The following is an 18,079-nucleotide window of genomic DNA, read 5'->3' as shown; positions in this document are numbered from 1 at the left end:
ATTTACTCTACCCTTAATCATACATCTTTCTACACATTTCAGCACACATTTAGCCATAAATATATGCTAAAATTGAGTTTGGATTCTTTTAAAGGAGAGAAAAATGATGTCACACGAATTTCAAGCAGATAAAGGCTGGCGTGTTTGGTGGAAATTAACAAGACCACATACTCTAACTGCCTCATTTGCTCCTGTTTTCTTAGGTACAATGATTGCCCTATATGAGGCTAAAATTGACTGGTTATTATTTATAGCTATGTTACTAGCATGTCTACTCATACAAGCTGCTACAAATATGTTTAACGAATATTATGATTTTGTACGAGGCCTCGATAGCGAGGAATCGGTAGGTATCGGTGGAGCTATTGTCCGTAATGGTGTAAAACCCAAAACTGTCATGCAATTAGCCCTATTATTATATATAATAGCTGCCTTATTAGGAATCTATATTTGTTACGAAAGCTCCTGGCTATTATTAGTAGTTGGTGCGATTTCTATGGCAGTGGGATATTTCTACACAGGTGGACCTTACCCTATTTCTAGTACTCCCTTTGGAGAACTATTTAGTGGGTTGTTTATGGGTATGTTAATTGTTTTAATTGCCGTTTATATTCAAGTTGGTTCAGTGCCAGTATTTGCTGTTTTATTATCTGTACCAAGTGCCCTTCTTGTTGCTGGGATAATGCTTTCTAATAATATTCGAGATTTAGTTGAAGATACTGTAGGTGGTCGAAAAACGATGGCTATATTAGTTGGTCGAAAAAACGCCATTACTATTCTAGCTTCTTATTTTGTATTATCTTACCTATGGATCATTGGTTTAGTACTTCTACAAATAATCACCCCATGGAGTTTATTGGTCTTATTAAGTCTGAAGAAACCAATACATGCGATTAAATTGTTTAAGCAAACAGAAAATCCAGTTCAAGTAGCACCAGCTATGAAAGATACTGCACTGACAAATACGATTTTTGTGTTTCTATTAGGAATAGGTTTACTGATTGGCTATTATTTATAACAATTAAAATAAAAACAGATGAGGGGTTATTTACCTTCTCATCTGTTTTTGTTTATATAATGTACGCTAATCTAGTTTTCTATCTACATATTATATTTGGTTCGAAAAACCGGTAAATAGACGCCCGGTACTTTTATAGCGTTTTTATATCCATCCCCCTCCTTCAACTTTAGGAACTAGGTTAATATAGCTTTTGGGAAGAAACTCATTCCAATCTTTTAATGAGGATGACGTTCTAAGAACGCTACATCGTATCACGACGACTGCCTAATCCGCATCGCGCGGCCTCCGAAGATACAATTTCAGTTGCACCTTTCCTTCTATATTAGATAAACAGTTACTATTTCTCTGTATTACCACTATTATAAAACTAAATCTACTCCCTATATAGTAGCTATTGAAACATTCTTTAAAGTATTACGAACGCTCGGTTCGCAGCATGATATTCCATATACGTTCTTATTTTTCTAGGAAAGTGCAAGCGCCTATGTATAACAGCAGAAATAGTTAATAGTAATGAAATGCAAATATAAAAAAAGGTAACCAATGAATGGTTACCTTTTTTTGAGTATGACCCCTACGGGATTCGAACCCGTGTTACCGCCGTGAAAGGGCGGTGTCTTAACCGCTTGACCAAGGGGCCTATATATGGCGGAGAAGGAGGGATTTGAACCCTCGCGCCGGTTGCCCGACCTACACCCTTAGCAGGGGCGCCTCTTCAGCCACTTGAGTACTTCCCCATATATATGGCTCCGAAGGTAGGACTCGAACCTACGACCAATCGATTAACAGTCGATTGCTCTACCACTGAGCTACTTCGGAATAATGGTGGGCCTAAATGGACTCGAACCATCGACCTCACGCTTATCAGGCGTGCGCTCTAACCAGCTGAGCTATAGGCCCATTATTGGAGCGGGTGAAGAGAATCGAACTCTCATCATCAGCTTGGAAGGCTGAGGTTTTACCACTAAACTACACCCGCATTACTATGGTGGCTCAGGACGGAATCGAACCGCCGACACAAGGATTTTCAGTCCTTTGCTCTACCGACTGAGCTACTGAGCCTCTTCAGTTTGCACTAAGCTACGCATCTCTTCGTCAACTTCACTCGTTCAATCAGTCACGTACTTTAGTACGCTCCTTCTTTCGCTCGATTGCTTCCTCGACCTGCTTGCTTATTCCAAACTTCTAATCGATTTACGCTAAGCCTTTTGCTTATCCTAAATCAATAATTAATATGTATAAGGTTTGAAACTTATATAAATAAATGGCGGTCCCGACCGGGATCGAACCGGCGATCTCCTGCGTGACAGGCAGGCATGTTAACCGCTACACCACGGGACCATTTGGTTGCGGGGACAGGATTTGAACCTGCGACCTTCGGGTTATGAGCCCGACGAGCTACCACTGCTCCACCCCGCGACAATACAATACTTAAGGATAATTTATTACTTCCACAAACAATAAGATGAAAATGGAGGAGGAAGAGGGATTCGAACCCCCGCGCGGTATGACCCGCCTGTCGGTTTTCAAGACCGATCCCTTCAGCCAGACTTGGGTATTCCTCCAAGATATTGTTGGTGGACCTTGCAGGACTCGAACCTGCGACCGGACGGTTATGAGCCGTCTGCTCTAACCAACTGAGCTAAAGGTCCTTAAGATGGCGGCAGAGGGAGTCGAACCCACGACCTTTCGGGTATGAACCGAGTGCTCTAGCCAGCTGAGCTACACCGCCAAGATTTTCAAACTTTTTATAAATGGTGGAGCCTAGCGGGATCGAACCGCTGACCTCCTGCGTGCAAGGCAGGCGCTCTCCCAGCTGAGCTAAGGCCCCAAAAATAATAACTGGTCGGGAAGACAGGATTCGAACCTGCGACCCCTTGGTCCCAAACCAAGTGCTCTACCAAGCTGAGCTACTTCCCGTTATATGGTGCGCTCGGCAGGACTCGAACCTGCAACCTCTTGATTCGTAGTCAAGTGCTCTATCCAATTGAGCTACGAGCGCAATGTTTCATAAAAGTGGTGCCGAGGACCGGAATCGAACCGGTACGGTAGTCACCTACCGCAGGATTTTAAGTCCTGTGCGTCTGCCAGTTCCGCCACCCCGGCACTTTAGTGAATCTTTGGAGCGGAAGACGAGGTTCGAACTCGCGACCCCCACCTTGGCAAGGTGGTGTTCTACCACTGAACTACTTCCGCTCGGTTATTAAATTAAATGGTGCGGGTGAAGGGAGTCGAACCCCCACGCCTTGCGGCGCTAGATCCTAAGTCTAGTGCGTCTGCCAGTTCCGCCACACCCGCAATATATATTCACTATAAAAAGTGATGAGCCATGTAGGATTCGAACCTACGACCCTCTGATTAAAAGTCAGATGCTCTACCAACTGAGCTAATGGCTCGAAAAATGGTGCCGGAGAAAGGACTTGAACCCTCAACCTACTGATTACAAGTCAGTTGCTCTACCAGTTGAGCTACTCCGGCAGGAGTAAAATATTATGGTGGAGGATGACGGGCTCGAACCGCCGACCCTCTGCTTGTAAGGCAGATGCTCTCCCAGCTGAGCTAATCCTCCTGGGTAATTTATGTATTATTTGCAAGCCCAGCGACGTCCTACTCTCACAGGGGGAAACCCCCAACTACCATCGGCGCTAAAGAGCTTAACTTCCGTGTTCGGTATGGGAACGGGTGTGACCTCTTTGCCATCATCACTAGACCTGAATAATTATTGAAAGACAAGTTTTATTATAACAACCCTGTAGAATATTGCAAGAGTTTTTTAATAAAAAATTTATTCTTTCAAAACTGGATAAACGACATTGTTACGATAAACAAATTTGGTTAAGTCCTCGATCGATTAGTATTCGTCAGCTGCACATGTCGCCACGCTTCCACCCCGAACCTATCTACCTCATCGTCTTTGAGGGATCTTACTTACTTGCGTAATGGGAAATCTCATCTTGAGGGGGGCTTCGTGCTTAGATGCTTTCAGCACTTATCCCGTCCACACATAGCTACCCAGCGATGCTCTTGGCAGAACAACTGGTACACCAGCGGTGTGTCCATCCCGGTCCTCTCGTACTAAGGACAGCTCCTCTCAAATTTCCTACGCCCACGACGGATAGGGACCGAACTGTCTCACGACGTTCTGAACCCAGCTCGCGTACCGCTTTAATGGGCGAACAGCCCAACCCTTGGGACCGACTACAGCCCCAGGATGCGATGAGCCGACATCGAGGTGCCAAACCTCCCCGTCGATGTGGACTCTTGGGGGAGATAAGCCTGTTATCCCCGGGGTAGCTTTTATCCGTTGAGCGATGGCCCTTCCATGCGGAACCACCGGATCACTAAGCCCGTCTTTCGACCCTGCTCGACTTGTAGGTCTCGCAGTCAAGCTCCCTTCTGCCTTTACACTCTTCGAATGATTTCCAACCATTCTGAGGGAACCTTTGGGCGCCTCCGTTACACTTTAGGAGGCGACCGCCCCAGTCAAACTACCCGCCTGACACTGTCTCCTACCCGGGTTACGGGTATGGGTTAGAATTTCAATACAACCAGGGCAGTATCCCACCGACGCCTCCTCCGAAGCTGGCGCTCCGGGCTCTATGGCTCCTGCCTATCCTGTACAAGTTGCACCAAAATTCAATATCAAGCTATAGTAAAGCTCCACGGGGTCTTTCCGTCCTGTCGCGGGTAACCTGCATCTTCACAGGTACTATAATTTCACCGAGTCTCTCGTTGAGACAGTGCCCAGATCGTTACGCCTTTCGTGCGGGTCGGAACTTACCCGACAAGGAATTTCGCTACCTTAGGACCGTTATAGTTACGGCCGCCGTTTACTGGGGCTTCAATTCGCACCTTCGCTTGCGCTAAGCACTCCTCTTAACCTTCCAGCACCGGGCAGGCGTCAGCCCCTATACTTCACCTTACGGTTTTGCAGAGACCTGTGTTTTTGCTAAACAGTCGCCTGGGCCTATTCACTGCGGCTCTTCAAGGCTATTCACCCTAAAGAGCACCCCTTCTCCCGAAGTTACGGGGTCATTTTGCCGAGTTCCTTAACGAGAGTTCTCTCGCTCACCTTAGGATTCTCTCCTCGACTACCTGTGTCGGTTTGCGGTACGGGCACCTATCACCTCGCTAGAGGCTTTTCTTGGCAGTGTGAAATCAGGAACTCCGGACATACGTCCTCGCCATCACAGCTCAATGTTATAGAATGCGGATTTGCCTACATTCACACCTTACTGCTTGGACATGCATAACCAACAGCATGCTTACCCTATCCTTCTGCGTCCCCCCATTACTCAAACGGTGGTTTGGTGGTACAGGAATATCAACCTGTTATCCATCGCCTACGCCTATCGGCCTCGGCTTAGGTCCCGACTAACCCTGAGCGGACGAGCCTTCCTCAGGAAACCTTAGTCATACGGTGGACGGGATTCTCACCCGTCTTTCGCTACTCATACCGGCATTCTCACTTCTAAGCGCTCCACCAGTCCTTCCGGTCTGACTTCAACGCCCTTAGAACGCTCTCCTACCACTGATACCAAAGGTATCAATCCACAGCTTCGGTGATTTGTTTAGCCCCGATACATTTTCGGCGCAGCGTCACTCGACCAGTGAGCTATTACGCACTCTTTAAATGATGGCTGCTTCTAAGCCAACATCCTGGTTGTCTAAGCAACGCCACATCCTTTTCCACTTAACAAATACTTTGGGACCTTAGCTGGTGGTCTGGGCTGTTTCCCTCTTGACTACGGATCTTATCACTCGCAGTCTGACTCCCAAACATAAATCATTGGCATTCGGAGTTTGTCTGAATTCGGTAACCCGGGATGGGCCCCTAGTCCAAACAGTGCTCTACCTCCAAGATTCTAACGTTTGAGGCTAGCCCTAAAGCTATTTCGGAGAGAACCAGCTATCTCCAGGTTCGATTGGAATTTCTCCGCTACCCACACCTCATCCCCGCACTTTTCAACGTGCGTGGGTTCGGACCTCCAGTAAGTGTTACCTTACCTTCATCCTGGACATGGGTAGATCACCTGGTTTCGGGTCTACGACCACATACTCATTCGCCCTATTCAGACTCGCTTTCGCTGCGGCTCCGTCTTCTCAACTTAACCTTGCATGTAATCGTAACTCGCCGGTTCATTCTACAAAAGGCACGCTATCACCCATTAACGGGCTCTAACTACTTGTAGGCACACGGTTTCAGGATCTATTTCACTCCCCTTCCGGGGTGCTTTTCACCTTTCCCTCACGGTACTGGTTCACTATCGGTCACTAGGTAGTATTTAGCCTTGGGAGATGGTCCTCCCGGATTCCGACGGAATTTCACGTGTTCCGCCGTACTCAGGATACACTCAAGAGAGAATGAATTTTGGACTACGGGGCTTTTACCCTATCCTGCGGACCTTTCCAGATCGCTTCGTCTAACTCATTCCTTTGTAACTCTATGTAGAGTGTCCTACAACCCCAAGAGGCAAGCCTCTTGGTTTGGGCTATTCCCGTTTCGCTCGCCGCTACTCAGGGAATCGATTTTTCTTTCTCTTCCTCCAGGTACTTAGATGTTTCAGTTCCCTGGGTGTGTCTCAGATGCGCTATGTATTCACGCAAATGTACTGCTCCATTACGAACAGTGGGTTTCCCCATTCGGAAATCTCCGGATCAAAGCTCACTTACAGCTCCCCGAAGCATATCGGTGTTAGTGCCGTCCTTCGTCGACTCCTAGTGCCAAGGCATTCACCGTGCGCCCTTATTAACTTAACCTAAAAGTTAAAAAGTCTTACACGTCATGATTACGTAAATAATCACAACAGAATTTCTTGTTGTTTATTGTTTCAATGTCGTTTTATCCAGTTTTCAAAGAACAAGCGTTGAATCTTCATATAAAAATGAACATTCAAAACTGAACTGCAAAACGTTAAGATACAGATAAAGATCTGTATTCCGATATTATCCTTAGAAAGGAGGTGATCCAGCCGCACCTTCCGATACGGCTACCTTGTTACGACTTCACCCCAATCATCTGTCCCACCTTCGGCGGCTGGCTCCCGTAAGGGTTACCCCACCGACTTCGGGTGTTACAAACTCTCGTGGTGTGACGGGCGGTGTGTACAAGGCCCGGGAACGTATTCACCGTGGCATGCTGATCCACGATTACTAGCGATTCCGGCTTCATGTAGGCGAGTTGCAGCCTACAATCCGAACTGAGAACGGTTTTATGGGATTTGCTCACCCTCGCGGGGTTGCGACCCTCTGTACCGTCCATTGTAGCACGTGTGTAGCCCAGGTCATAAGGGGCATGATGATTTGACGTCATCCCCACCTTCCTCCGGTTTATCACCGGCAGTCACCTTAGAGTGCCCAACTGAATGCTGGCAACTAAGATCAAGGGTTGCGCTCGTTGCGGGACTTAACCCAACATCTCACGACACGAGCTGACGACAACCATGCACCACCTGTCACCGCTGTCCCCGAAGGGAAAACTCTATCTCTAGAGCGGTCAGCGGGATGTCAAGACCTGGTAAGGTTCTTCGCGTTGCTTCGAATTAAACCACATGCTCCACCGCTTGTGCGGGCCCCCGTCAATTCCTTTGAGTTTCAGTCTTGCGACCGTACTCCCCAGGCGGAGTGCTTAATGCGTTAGCTGCAGCACTAAGGGGCGGAAACCCCCTAACACTTAGCACTCATCGTTTACGGCGTGGACTACCAGGGTATCTAATCCTGTTTGCTCCCCACGCTTTCGCGCCTCAGCGTCAGTTACAGACCAGAAAGCCGCCTTCGCCACTGGTGTTCCTCCAAATCTCTACGCATTTCACCGCTACACTTGGAATTCCGCTTTCCTCTTCTGTACTCAAGTCCCCCAGTTTCCAATGACCTTCCACGGTTGAGCCGTGGGATTTCACATCAGACTTAAAGGACCGCCTGCGCGCGCTTTACGCCCAATAATTCCGGACAACGCTTGCCACCTACGTATTACCGCGGCTGCTGGCACGTAGTTAGCCGTGGCTTTCTAATGAGGTACCGTCAAGGTACGAGCAGTTACTCTCGTACTTGTTCTTCCCTCACAACAGAGTTTTACGATCCGAAAACCTTCTTCACTCACGCGGCATTGCTCCATCAGACTTTCGTCCATTGTGGAAGATTCCCTACTGCTGCCTCCCGTAGGAGTCTGGGCCGTGTCTCAGTCCCAGTGTGGCCGATCACCCTCTCAGGTCGGCTACGCATCGTCGCCTTGGTGAGCCGTTACCTCACCAACTAGCTAATGCGCCGCGGGCCCATCCTGTAGTGACAGCCGAGACCGTCTTTTAACATTTCCCCATGTGAGGAAATGGATTATTCGGTATTAGCCCCGGTTTCCCGGAGTTATCCCAATCTACAGGGCAGGTTGCCCACGTGTTACTCACCCGTCCGCCGCTAAATCAGAAGAAGCAAGCTTCTTCGTCATTCGCTCGACTTGCATGTATTAGGCATGCCGCCAGCGTTCGTCCTGAGCCAGGATCAAACTCTCCATAATAGAGAACTTAAAAAGCTCATTTTGTTTTGCTGGCATCATCATTAAATGATGTCAAAATTGTTTTGCTTATCATTCTAACAAGTTAGCTGATAAGCTGTATGTCTTAACGTTTTGCATGTTCAGTTTTCAATGTTCATGTTGTTCAAGTCGTTTTGACGACTTTATTAGTATAACTTATTTCAGATTTGATGTCAAACATTTTTTTGAAGTTTTTCAAGTTGTTTGTATCTCGTTCCGAAGGACAAGTATTAATATACATCGTTTAGAAATAAAAAGCAACCCTTTTTATGAAAAAAACTTAAATAACTACTAAACTCTTGAATTACTCGTATCTTATTAAGAACAGATCTTCATTATTCGAAACAACCAACTAGGTATCTTTCTATCCTTTTAGCCCATTATTAACTTGATAAATCAAATTATCAATTCATTTCAAGCCGAAAAAAATATTAGTTTGAGTAATAGAAAACCTCTCATAACTCAAAACAACGAATACAACAGCGCTTTATTTTAATTATCTCAATCCTTATAATAAGAGAAACAAATCTACCGAACTATGCTATTCCATAAAGTAGGGCAATTAATAGTAGATAGTGGTTAAAAAAGCTCTCAATACATTAAAAGAAATAAGGAGGAGTTTTGATGGAATGGCTAAACTACCTTAATGATTATACTGAAATCATATTTAAATTAATTTTTGCTGCATTATTAAGTTTAATAATAGGTATAGAAAGGGAACTAAAGAAGAAACCGATTGGATTAAAGACAAGTATAGTAATTGCTACATTTAGCTGTCTACTAACATACATATCCATTGAAGCTGCTTATAAAGCTTCTCCAAATGACGCTATAAATATTACGATGGATCCTTTGCGTTTAGCAGCACAAATAGTTAGTGGAATAGGTTTTCTCGGAGCTGGAGTTATATTACGTAAAGGAAATGATAGTATAACCGGCTTAACGACTGCTGCTATGATTTGGGGAGCTGGAGGAATAGGTATAGCCGTTGGTGCAGGGTTTTATGTTGAATCAGCACTTAGTGTAATTATTGTAATAGTAGGAATTGAATTGATCCCTCCACTTCTCACTAAAATAGGACCAAAACGATTGAGATCGAAGGAATTATCCCTTACAGTTTTGGTAGGAAATCCAGAAAGTATACCTAAAGTATATGACTTTTTACAAGGAAGCGGTGTTTATATAGAAAGTATCCGCATTAAAGACATCACTTTAGACAATAATACGGTTAAACACGAAATGGATATGAGATTATCCATAATTACTAAAAAAAATACTGCTGAATTCTACGCTACGATAAAAAAACAAAGTTTTATTGAATCGGTAGAGGTAGAATCTATTTAAAAGGAGCAATCATATGGGAGAATTATTCAAGTTATTAAAAGACGGCAACAAACCCTCTTTATTAGCAGCAATTGTAAATACAATTATAGCCTTGTTAAAAGGTGGAGCGTTTTTCTTTACTGGAAATGTAGCAATGTTCGCAGAAATGATGCACTCCATAGGTGATGCAGCAAACCAATTCTTCGTTTACATCGGTTCTTCATTGTCTAAGAAAGCACCAACACCAAGATTTCCAAATGGTTTTGGGCGCTTAGTAAACCTCGTTTGCTTAGGCGCTGTAATTATCGTCGGTATTTTATCTTACGAGACTATTATAGAAGGATGGCACCATATACAACATCCAAGCGAATCTACAGGTGTAGCAATCACACTTAGCGTACTTGCAATTGCCATTGTGTTAGAATTTGTAGTTCTGTACAAAGCAGGGAAAGAAATTTTGCATGAAGTTGGTATTAAAGGTACCCTTCTATCCCCATTAACAACAAGTTTTGCTAACTTAAGTAGAGCAAAACCTGCAACAAAACTTGTTTTTATGGAAGATTTGGTAGCAACATCTGGAGGTATCTTAGCTTTCGTAGCTGTTCTAATTTCTCACTTCACTGGTTTTTTACAAGCAGAGGGTATCGCTTCTATTATGATTGGTATAATGATGTTCTATGTAGTTGGAAAAGTATTCCTAGATAACGCTAGAGGCGCATTAGGGGAAACGGATGAACAAATGCTTGTTCATATTGCTCATATTGTATCTGAAAATGAGCATGTAAAAGATATTCAAAAGCTTGAGGTAATAAAGGAAGGTGAATATCTGCATGTAGAAATAATTGTAGAAATTGATCCTCAGTATACCTTCGCCGAAGTAGATGATATCAGCGATAATATAAAAGAACTAATTTTAACTCAACAAGGAGTAACAGATATTACAATCTCATTTGATGAGGATGATGGAATCAGAACATGGACTCAACATAAGGATCCCCATACTGTGTTAAAAACACGTGCTTGACTAAATTTAAAAGGTGAATCATGACTAGCGTTGTGATTCATCTTTTTCTATCTTGGAGTAAATAAAAAACCACATGACAATTAATTGTCATGTGGTTTCATTTCACTATAGACAAGCAGTCAAAATAGATTTAGTGTCTTCAGCATTTAACTTATGGAAGTTACCATAGTCTCCGTAGACCATTGCCTTTTCTACCATAAGGTCTATTTTGCTGTCATCTATATTATAGTCAGCTAATTTGGATGGTGCGTTTAAAGAATTCCAAAACTCCTCTAAGCGATCTATTCCTTCATGAGCTACCTCTTCAACAGTTTTACCTTCTGGATTCACTTTAAAAACATTTGTTGCAAGCTTCGCAAAACGCTGTGGATTTACTTTTACGTTATGACGCATCCATCTAGGGAAAACGATAGCCAATCCCCCGCCGTGTGGAATATCATATACAGCTGAAATTGCATGCTCTAAATTATGACTTGCCCAGTCGCCGTTATAACCCATTTGTAGGAAGCCATTTAAACCAAGGGTGCCCGCAAATAATATAGTTTCTCGATATTCATAGTTGGTTAGGTCATTGATGAGTTTTGGTCCTACTTCTATAACTGAACGTAAAGTCCCTTCTATCAATTCGTCCTGAACAGGTGTATTTGTTGCATTGTTATAGTATTGCTCAAACATATGAGACATCATATCAACTATTCCGTAAACCGTTTGATCAAGAGGAACTGTGAAAGTGTTTACCGGATCTAAAATGGAGAATTTCGGATAAACTAAAGGATTTCCCCAGCCATATTTTTCTAGTGTTTCTTCATTAGTAATAACAGACCCAGAATTCATCTCTGAACCGGTTGCTGCCAGCGTTAATATAGCTCCAAAAGGCAATGCTTCTTGCGGAACCGCTTTGCGCGTGACAAAATCCCAAGGATCTCCGTCGTACTTAGCCGCAGCTGCGATAAGTTTAGTACAATCTATCACTGAACCTCCACCTACTGCGAGTATTACGTCTATCCCTTCTTCTTTACAGATTTCTGCACCCCGTTTTGCAGTTGCCAATCTAGGATTTGGTTCTACACCCTCTAATTCAAATACTACCATTTCAACTTCTTTTAATTCGGCCATTACTTGGTCGTATAATCCATTTTTCTTTATACTACCTCCACCGTAAACGACAAGAACTTTCTTCCCATAAGGAGATAACTCTCCTCCTAATTTACTTATTTGACCTTTACCAAATATCAATTTCACAGGGTTATAAAATGAAAAAGCGTTCATCTAAAATCCTCCTCTTTCCATACTTTCTTAATAATAAAAAAACCGCTTGTAAAATACAAGCGGTTCACCTTACTATTAACTTATACCCAACCACGGAAACGTGATGCTTCTGCAGTTTTACGTACACCTACCATATAAGCAGCTAGACGCATATCAATATTACGAGTTGTTGCAACTTCGTAAATGTTTTGGAATGCTTCTACCATTTTCTTCACTAGTTTTTCATCTACTTCTTCTTCTGTCCAGTAGTAACCTTGGTTATTTTGAACCCATTCAAAATATGAAACAGTTACTCCACCAGCACTAGCTAAAACATCAGGCACTAATAGAATTCCTCTATCATAAAGAATTTTAGTACCTTCTGTTGTAGTTGGTCCATTTGCAGCCTCTACTACGATAGTCGCTTTAATATTATGAGCGTTTTCCGCAGTAATTTGGTTTTCGATAGCAGCTGGAACTAAAATATCACATTCCAATTCTAATAATTCTTGGTTAGAAATCGTATTTTCAAATAGAGTTGTTACCGTTCCAAAGCTATCACGACGATCTAATAGATAGTCAATGTCTAAACCGTTTGGATCATGTAAAGCCCCGTATGCATCGGAAATAGCAATAACTTTTGCACCTTGGTCACTTAAAAACTTAGCTAGAAAGCTTCCTGCATTACCAAATCCTTGGATAACAACGCGTGCACCTTGCATATCAATATCGCGTTTTTTTGCTGCTTCATTGATGATAATTGTAACACCTTGAGCAGTTGCGCGGTCGCGTCCTTGTGAACCACCGAGTACTAGTGGCTTACCAGTGATGAAGCCTGGTGAATTGAATTGGTCCATACGACTGTATTCATCCATCATCCATGCCATGATTTGAGCATTTGTAAATACGTCTGGAGCAGGAATGTCTTTTGTCGGTCCAACGATTTGTCCAACAGCACGTACATATCCACGGCTTAGGCGTTCTATTTCTCCCATTGACATTTCACGTGGATCACAAATAACTCCACCTTTACCACCACCATAAGGAAGGTCAACAATACCAGCTTTTAAAGTCATCCACATAGATAGAGCTTTCATTTCATCTGGTGTTACTCCTGGATGGAAACGGACTCCACCTTTTGTAGGTCCAACAGCATCATTATGTTGTGAACGGTATCCAGTGAAAACTTTCACCGTGTTGTCATCCATACGTACTGGAATTCGAACTTCTAGCATACGTAGTGGTTCTTTCAATAAATCATACATTGCTTCGTCATAACCAAGTTTGTGCAGAGCCTCTTTAATAACCGCCTGAGTTGATGTGAACAGGTTTAAATTTTCAGCCATTTTATATTTTCGCCTCTTTAATTTATTATTATTTCTTCGCAACCATTGTAACATAGAATTGTTGATATTTCTCTAAGAATTATTATTTATTGAATACTTTTTGAATTTTTTCGATAGCCCAATCTAACTCTTCTTTTGAAATGATTAGAGGTGGAGCAAAACGAATTACCGTATCATGCGTTTCTTTACATAATAATCCTAGTTCTTTTAACTCTTCACAGAATGGACGTGCTTCTTCTGTTAATTCCATTCCTATAAATAATCCACGACCACGAACGTCTTTAATAGAAGGATGTTTAATTTCTTTTAGTGCATCCATGAAATAATTACCCAATTCTAGAGAGCGATCAGCTAATTTTTCATCCACTAAAACGTCTAATGCAGCTAAAGAAACCGCACATGCCATTGGGTTACCACCAAATGTAGAACCATGAGAACCTGGGTTAAATACACTTAGAATATCTTTATTTGCAACGATACATGAGATTGGGAATACTCCTCCACCTAATGCTTTTCCTAGAATGTACATGTCTGGGTCTACTTCTTCCCATTCACATGCGAACATTTTACCAGTACGGCATAAACCAGCTTGGATTTCATCAGCGATAAATAACACATTATTTTCACGACATAATTCAAGAGCTGCTTTCATGAAACCAGCTGGAGGAATAATAATTCCTGCTTCTCCTTGAATTGGTTCTATTAAAAATGCAGCGGTATTAGGTGTAATTGCAGCTTTCAACGCTTCTAAATCACCATATGGAATAAGTTTAATACCAGGAAGCAATGGTCCGAATCCACGTTTGTATTCAGGATCAGATGAAAGTGAAACTGCTCCCATAGTACGACCGTGGAAGTTTCCATTACAAGCAATTACTTCTGCTTGATCTGCTTCTACCCCTTTAACATCATAAGCCCATCTGCGAGCTGCTTTAAATGCAGTTTCAACAGCTTCAGCACCAGTATTCATTGGTAATACCATTTCTTTTCCTGTTAACTCACTAACTTTTTCATACCAAGGACCTAATTGGTCATTATGGAAGGCACGAGAAGTTAAAGTTACACGATCAGCTTGGTCTTTTAATGCTTGAATAATTTTCGGATGGCGATGCCCTTGGTTTACTGCAGAATAAGCCGACAGCATATCCATGTATTTGTTACCTTCAGGATCTTTTACCCAAACTCCTTCAGCTTCAGATACTACGATTGGAAGTGGGTTATAGTTGTTTGCACCAAATTTGTTCGTTTGCTCAATCACTTGTGATGAAATTGTCATTCACTCATTACCCCTTTTATTTAAAATAAAGGCAGACTTTTATCCAAGTCTGCCTCAAAAATCTTAAAGCATTTCAGAAGTTGTTTTTGCTTGCATGTGAAGTTGGACGTAATCTGGTCCACCAGCTTTTGAATCTGTTCCAGACATATTGAATCCACCGAATGGTTGGTATCCAACAATTGCACCAGTACATCCACGGTTGAAGTATAAGTTACCAACGTGGAACTCTTCACGTGCTTTTTCTTGGTTTAGACGATTGTTAGTAATAACAGCACCTGTCAAACCATATTCAGTATTGTTAGCAATATCTAACGCTTCATCAAAATCTTTTGCTTTAGTAATACCAACAACTGGACCAAAGATTTCTTCTTGCATAATACGAGCAGTTGGAGATAGGTCAGCAATTACAGTTGGTTGGATGAAGAATCCTTTAGAATCATCACCAGTACCACCAGTAACCAGACGGCCTTCTTCTTTACCAATCTCGATATAGCTCATAATTTTTTTGAATGATGCACCATCGATAACTGGACCAACGAAATGCTCGTCGTTATCAGGAATTCCAACTGTTAAAGCGTTCGTTAATTCTTCTACACGGTTTAATACTGTGTCATATACGTCTTCTACGATTACTGCACGTGAACATGCAGAACATTTTTGTCCACTGAAACCAAATGCAGATTTAACGATAGATTGAGCCGCTAATTCTAAATCAGCTTCTTTATCAACAACGATTGTATCTTTACCACCCATTTCAAGGATTGAACGTTTAATCCAAATTTGCCCTGGAGCTAATTTAGAGGATTTCTCTACGATTCCTAGACCAACATCACGAGAACCAGTGAAGCTGATTAGACGCGTACGTGGGTGTTCTACCATGAAGTCACCAATCTCAGCACCAGAACCTGGTATGAAGTTTACTACTCCTGGAAGCATCCCTGCTTCTTCTAATACTTCTACAAATTTATAAGAAACTACTGGTGTTGTAGAAGCTGGTTTTAATAGTACAGTGTTACCAGCTACCATTGCAGCAACAGTAGTACCTGCCATAATTGCAAACGGGAAGTTCCAAGGTGAAATAACAACAGCAACACCTAGTGGAATATAATTATATTGGTTATATTCACCTGGGCGACTTTCAACTGGCGCACCATTTTTTATACGTAGCATTTCTCGACCATAGTATTCTAAGAAGTCGATTCCTTCTGCAACTTCTACATCGGCCTCAACCCATGTTTTTCCTGCTTCTCTTGATAATAGAGCAGTGAATTCGAATTTACGACGACGAATGATTGCTGCTGCTTTGAAAAGAACGTCTGCACGAATTTCAGGCTTTACTTTTTTCCAAGTTTTGAATGTTTCATCTGCAATATCCATAGCTTTAGAAGCAATTTCTTTTGTTGCTTTTGAAACAGCACCAACTAGTTCTTCTTTTTTTGCTGGATTATAAGACTTTATTTTAGCTTCTGTAGTAATACGTTCCCCACCAACGATTAACGGAAAATCATTTCCTAGGTATGCATCAACTACTTTGTAGCCTTCTTGAATTGCTTTTTTATTTTCTTCTTTCGAAAAATCTGTGAACGCTTCATGTTTGTAAGGTATCAAATGTATATCCTCCTTTGAATTGGGTGCAAAAAAAATTTGCAGTTTCTTTTAGTTTACATATATAATAATGCAAAAGATTGTTGCGTTTTTCAAGTAAAAAATTCTAAAATGTGAAATATTTTTTTGAGGTGAGCCATTTGGACGAACAAATAAAAGATTTTCTACCGTTTTATAAATTTGCTACCGAGCATGTAGCAGTAGGCATTCACGCCGTTAACCTATCTGGCAAAACAATTATTTACAACGAAAAAATGAAAGAAATTGAAGGTTTAAATTTAACAGATATTGTCGACCGATCCATCTTTGAACTATTTCAATTTGAACAACAAGAAAGTACATTACTAAAAGTTTTAAATAATGGAGAACCAGTTTTACGTGCAAAACAGACATACTGGAATCGTAATGGACAAGAAATAACTACTATTAACGATACATACCCTGTATGGCAAGATAAAAAACTTATTGGGGCAGTTGAATTCTCTCGCGATATAACAGCTTTAGAAAGACTAATTTATCAGCCTTTAAAGCGTTACAATGAAGCAATCACCCTTTCTAGCATTACAGCCGTTTCGACAGATATGCAGGAAGTATTAGAACGTTCGATTAAGGCTGCACATGTACGAATGCCTGTCCTCTTAGTTGGAGAAGCTGGTACCGGCAAGGAGTTAATAGCCGAAGGTATTCACAATCAACTTTCACCTGTAAATATACAGTTCATCTCTCTCTTTTGCCATAGCTCAGATAGTTTATTAATAAATAAATTTCAAAAAGAACTAGCAGATATCTCGAACTGTACAATATTTTGTGAAAGAATTGATTTATTATCCCTCGAATTACAAAATGAACTATTGCAAATTCTTTCTTCAAATGAAGGACGACAAAATTTATATATTGCAAGCATCGGCGAGGATCCAGTAGATCTTATAGCTTCTAACAAGTTAAATAAGGAGTTATATTATTATTTCGCCAAAATATCAATAAGTATTCCACCTTTACGCAAACGCACTGAGGATATTCTACCTTTTATGTATGATTACTTTAATCGATATTTGAATCGCTATGGCTCCACGATTAATGAAATTGATGAGGATGTTGTTCAAGCTTTTTTAATGTATGAATGGCCAGGCAATCTAAAGGAATTGGAATTACTCCTGGATGAGATTAGCTCAATGGTTACTACCGAGCAAGTATTGAAGTTTGATATGCTGCCTCTCCACTTCAAACTGAAGGTTCAGGATTTTAATGAAACCTTAGGGAAAGCCGAGGATTTTGTTATTACATCTGATAAGGAATTAGTGCCACTTGATGAGTATTTACGTTCTGCAGAAATGTACTACCTACAAAAAGCTTTAGATAAATTCGATGGTAATATTACAAAAGCGGCTGAAGCACTAGGAATGAGCCGGCAAAATTTACAGTATCGAATTAGGAAGATGAAGAAGTAAGAAAAAATGCCCAGTCCTATATTTTCAAAACCTGTTTCTATTGTTTTCGAAGGGCATAGGACAGACGTTTTGGTATATAATTACCGATTGAATTTTTAGTGACATTGGTTGTGACATCCGTCACAACCAATGTCACTTTTTTCGGTAATCATATTTCCGCTCTGAGCGGACGCTTTCCGTGGACACGACTTCAGCTCGTCCTGTTCCCACTGGAGTCCACGCCCTGTGCTCCAATCAACCATATTCCCTTTACAAAAACA

8 protein-coding genes, 20 tRNA genes and 3 rRNA genes are annotated in these 18,079 nt (G+C 41.9%); 4 read left to right on the top strand and 27 right to left on the bottom strand.

The features are described 5' to 3' along the window. Positions 1-106: 106 nt before the first annotated feature. Positions 107-1,018 carry a 1,4-dihydroxy-2-naphthoate polyprenyltransferase gene (locus MKY37_RS17505; protein ID WP_340778966.1) on the top strand — a complete coding sequence of 304 codons (912 nt, stop codon included), beginning with the start codon at positions 107-109 and terminating at the stop codon, positions 1,016-1,018. 571 nt (positions 1,019-1,589) lie between these two features. Here MKY37_RS17505 and MKY37_RS17500 read toward each other — a convergent pair. The 23 genes from MKY37_RS17500 to MKY37_RS17390 all read right to left on the bottom strand — a co-directional run bounded on the left by MKY37_RS17500 (position 1,590) and on the right by MKY37_RS17390 (position 8,531). Then, positions 1,590-1,661, bottom strand: a tRNA-Glu gene (locus MKY37_RS17500). A gap of 6 nt (positions 1,662-1,667) precedes the next feature. Further along, positions 1,668-1,758 (bottom strand) — tRNA-Ser (locus tag MKY37_RS17495). 7 nt (positions 1,759-1,765) lie between these two features. Beyond that, a tRNA-Asn gene (locus MKY37_RS17490) sits at positions 1,766-1,840 on the bottom strand. 4 nt (positions 1,841-1,844) lie between these two features. Beyond that, positions 1,845-1,921 (bottom strand) — tRNA-Ile (locus MKY37_RS17485). 5 nt (positions 1,922-1,926) lie between these two features. Further along, a tRNA-Gly gene (locus tag MKY37_RS17480) sits at positions 1,927-2,000 on the bottom strand. Between the two features lie 7 nt (positions 2,001-2,007). Next, positions 2,008-2,083: transfer RNA gene (locus MKY37_RS17475), tRNA-Phe, on the bottom strand. A 203-nt stretch (positions 2,084-2,286) separates the two neighbouring features. Further along, positions 2,287-2,362: transfer RNA gene (locus MKY37_RS17470), tRNA-Asp, on the bottom strand. Between the two features lie 3 nt (positions 2,363-2,365). Beyond that, positions 2,366-2,440, bottom strand: a tRNA-Met gene (locus tag MKY37_RS17465). Between the two features lie 53 nt (positions 2,441-2,493). Further along, positions 2,494-2,586 (bottom strand) — tRNA-Ser (locus tag MKY37_RS17460). A 10-nt stretch (positions 2,587-2,596) separates the two neighbouring features. Then, positions 2,597-2,673, bottom strand: a tRNA-Ile gene (locus MKY37_RS17455). A gap of 6 nt (positions 2,674-2,679) precedes the next feature. Next, positions 2,680-2,753 (bottom strand) — tRNA-Met (locus tag MKY37_RS17450). A gap of 23 nt (positions 2,754-2,776) precedes the next feature. Beyond that, positions 2,777-2,852: transfer RNA gene (locus MKY37_RS17445), tRNA-Ala, on the bottom strand. 12 nt (positions 2,853-2,864) lie between these two features. Further along, positions 2,865-2,941: transfer RNA gene (locus tag MKY37_RS17440), tRNA-Pro, on the bottom strand. 5 nt (positions 2,942-2,946) lie between these two features. Continuing rightward, positions 2,947-3,023: transfer RNA gene (locus MKY37_RS17435), tRNA-Arg, on the bottom strand. Between the two features lie 15 nt (positions 3,024-3,038). Then, a tRNA-Leu gene (locus MKY37_RS17430) sits at positions 3,039-3,127 on the bottom strand. A gap of 15 nt (positions 3,128-3,142) precedes the next feature. Next, a tRNA-Gly gene (locus MKY37_RS17425) sits at positions 3,143-3,217 on the bottom strand. A gap of 17 nt (positions 3,218-3,234) precedes the next feature. Then, positions 3,235-3,319, bottom strand: a tRNA-Leu gene (locus tag MKY37_RS17420). Between the two features lie 25 nt (positions 3,320-3,344). Further along, a tRNA-Lys gene (locus MKY37_RS17415) sits at positions 3,345-3,417 on the bottom strand. Positions 3,418-3,423: 6 nt separating this feature from the next. After that, positions 3,424-3,499, bottom strand: a tRNA-Thr gene (locus tag MKY37_RS17410). 15 nt (positions 3,500-3,514) lie between these two features. Then, positions 3,515-3,590 (bottom strand) — tRNA-Val (locus MKY37_RS17405). 25 nt (positions 3,591-3,615) lie between these two features. Then, positions 3,616-3,731 (bottom strand): 5S ribosomal RNA (rrf, locus tag MKY37_RS17400). A gap of 121 nt (positions 3,732-3,852) precedes the next feature. Continuing rightward, positions 3,853-6,781: ribosomal RNA gene (locus tag MKY37_RS17395) — 23S ribosomal RNA — on the bottom strand. A 196-nt stretch (positions 6,782-6,977) separates the two neighbouring features. Then, a 16S ribosomal RNA gene (locus tag MKY37_RS17390) occupies positions 6,978-8,531 on the bottom strand. Together the 16S, 23S and 5S rRNA genes with 20 tRNA genes alongside form the textbook arrangement of a ribosomal RNA operon. 642 nt (positions 8,532-9,173) lie before the next feature. Here MKY37_RS17390 and MKY37_RS17385 point away from each other — a divergent pair. Continuing rightward, positions 9,174-9,893 carry an MgtC/SapB family protein gene (locus tag MKY37_RS17385; protein ID WP_340778965.1) on the top strand — a complete coding sequence of 240 codons (720 nt, stop codon included), beginning with the start codon at positions 9,174-9,176 and terminating at the stop codon, positions 9,891-9,893. 13 nt (positions 9,894-9,906) lie between these two features. Next, on the top strand, positions 9,907-10,896 hold the full coding sequence (locus tag MKY37_RS17380) for a cation diffusion facilitator family transporter (protein ID WP_340778963.1): 990 nt from the start codon (positions 9,907-9,909) through the stop codon (positions 10,894-10,896). Between the two features lie 105 nt (positions 10,897-11,001). Here MKY37_RS17380 and MKY37_RS17375 read toward each other — a convergent pair whose 3' ends face one another. The 4 genes from MKY37_RS17375 to pruA all read right to left on the bottom strand — a co-directional run bounded on the left by MKY37_RS17375 (position 11,002) and on the right by pruA (position 16,374). Then, positions 11,002-12,165 carry an iron-containing alcohol dehydrogenase gene (locus MKY37_RS17375; protein ID WP_340778962.1) on the bottom strand — a complete coding sequence of 388 codons (1,164 nt, stop codon included), beginning with the start codon at positions 12,163-12,165 and terminating at the stop codon, positions 11,002-11,004. An 80-nt stretch (positions 12,166-12,245) separates the two neighbouring features. Beyond that, entirely contained in the window at positions 12,246-13,490 is a 1,245-nt protein-coding gene (locus MKY37_RS17370) for a Glu/Leu/Phe/Val family dehydrogenase (protein WP_340778960.1), read from the bottom strand. Positions 13,491-13,572: 82 nt separating this feature from the next. Then, positions 13,573-14,766, bottom strand: coding sequence for an ornithine--oxo-acid transaminase (locus MKY37_RS17365; RefSeq protein ID WP_340778959.1), 1,194 nt, complete (start codon positions 14,764-14,766; stop codon positions 13,573-13,575). A gap of 63 nt (positions 14,767-14,829) precedes the next feature. Continuing rightward, entirely contained in the window at positions 14,830-16,374 is a 1,545-nt protein-coding gene (gene pruA / locus MKY37_RS17360) for an L-glutamate gamma-semialdehyde dehydrogenase (protein WP_340778958.1), read from the bottom strand. A 137-nt stretch (positions 16,375-16,511) separates the two neighbouring features. On the opposite strand from pruA, the gene MKY37_RS17355 reads away from it, so the two are divergent. Beyond that, on the top strand, positions 16,512-17,819 hold the full coding sequence (locus MKY37_RS17355) for a sigma 54-interacting transcriptional regulator (RefSeq protein WP_340778957.1): 1,308 nt from the start codon (positions 16,512-16,514) through the stop codon (positions 17,817-17,819). Positions 17,820-18,079: the final 260 nt, after the last annotated feature.

It is taken from the genome of Psychrobacillus sp. FSL K6-2836, assembly GCF_038003085.1.
Classification (GTDB): Bacteria; Bacillota; Bacilli; order Bacillales_A; family Planococcaceae; genus Psychrobacillus.
This window is presented reverse-complemented; position numbering and strand designations above follow the sequence as displayed.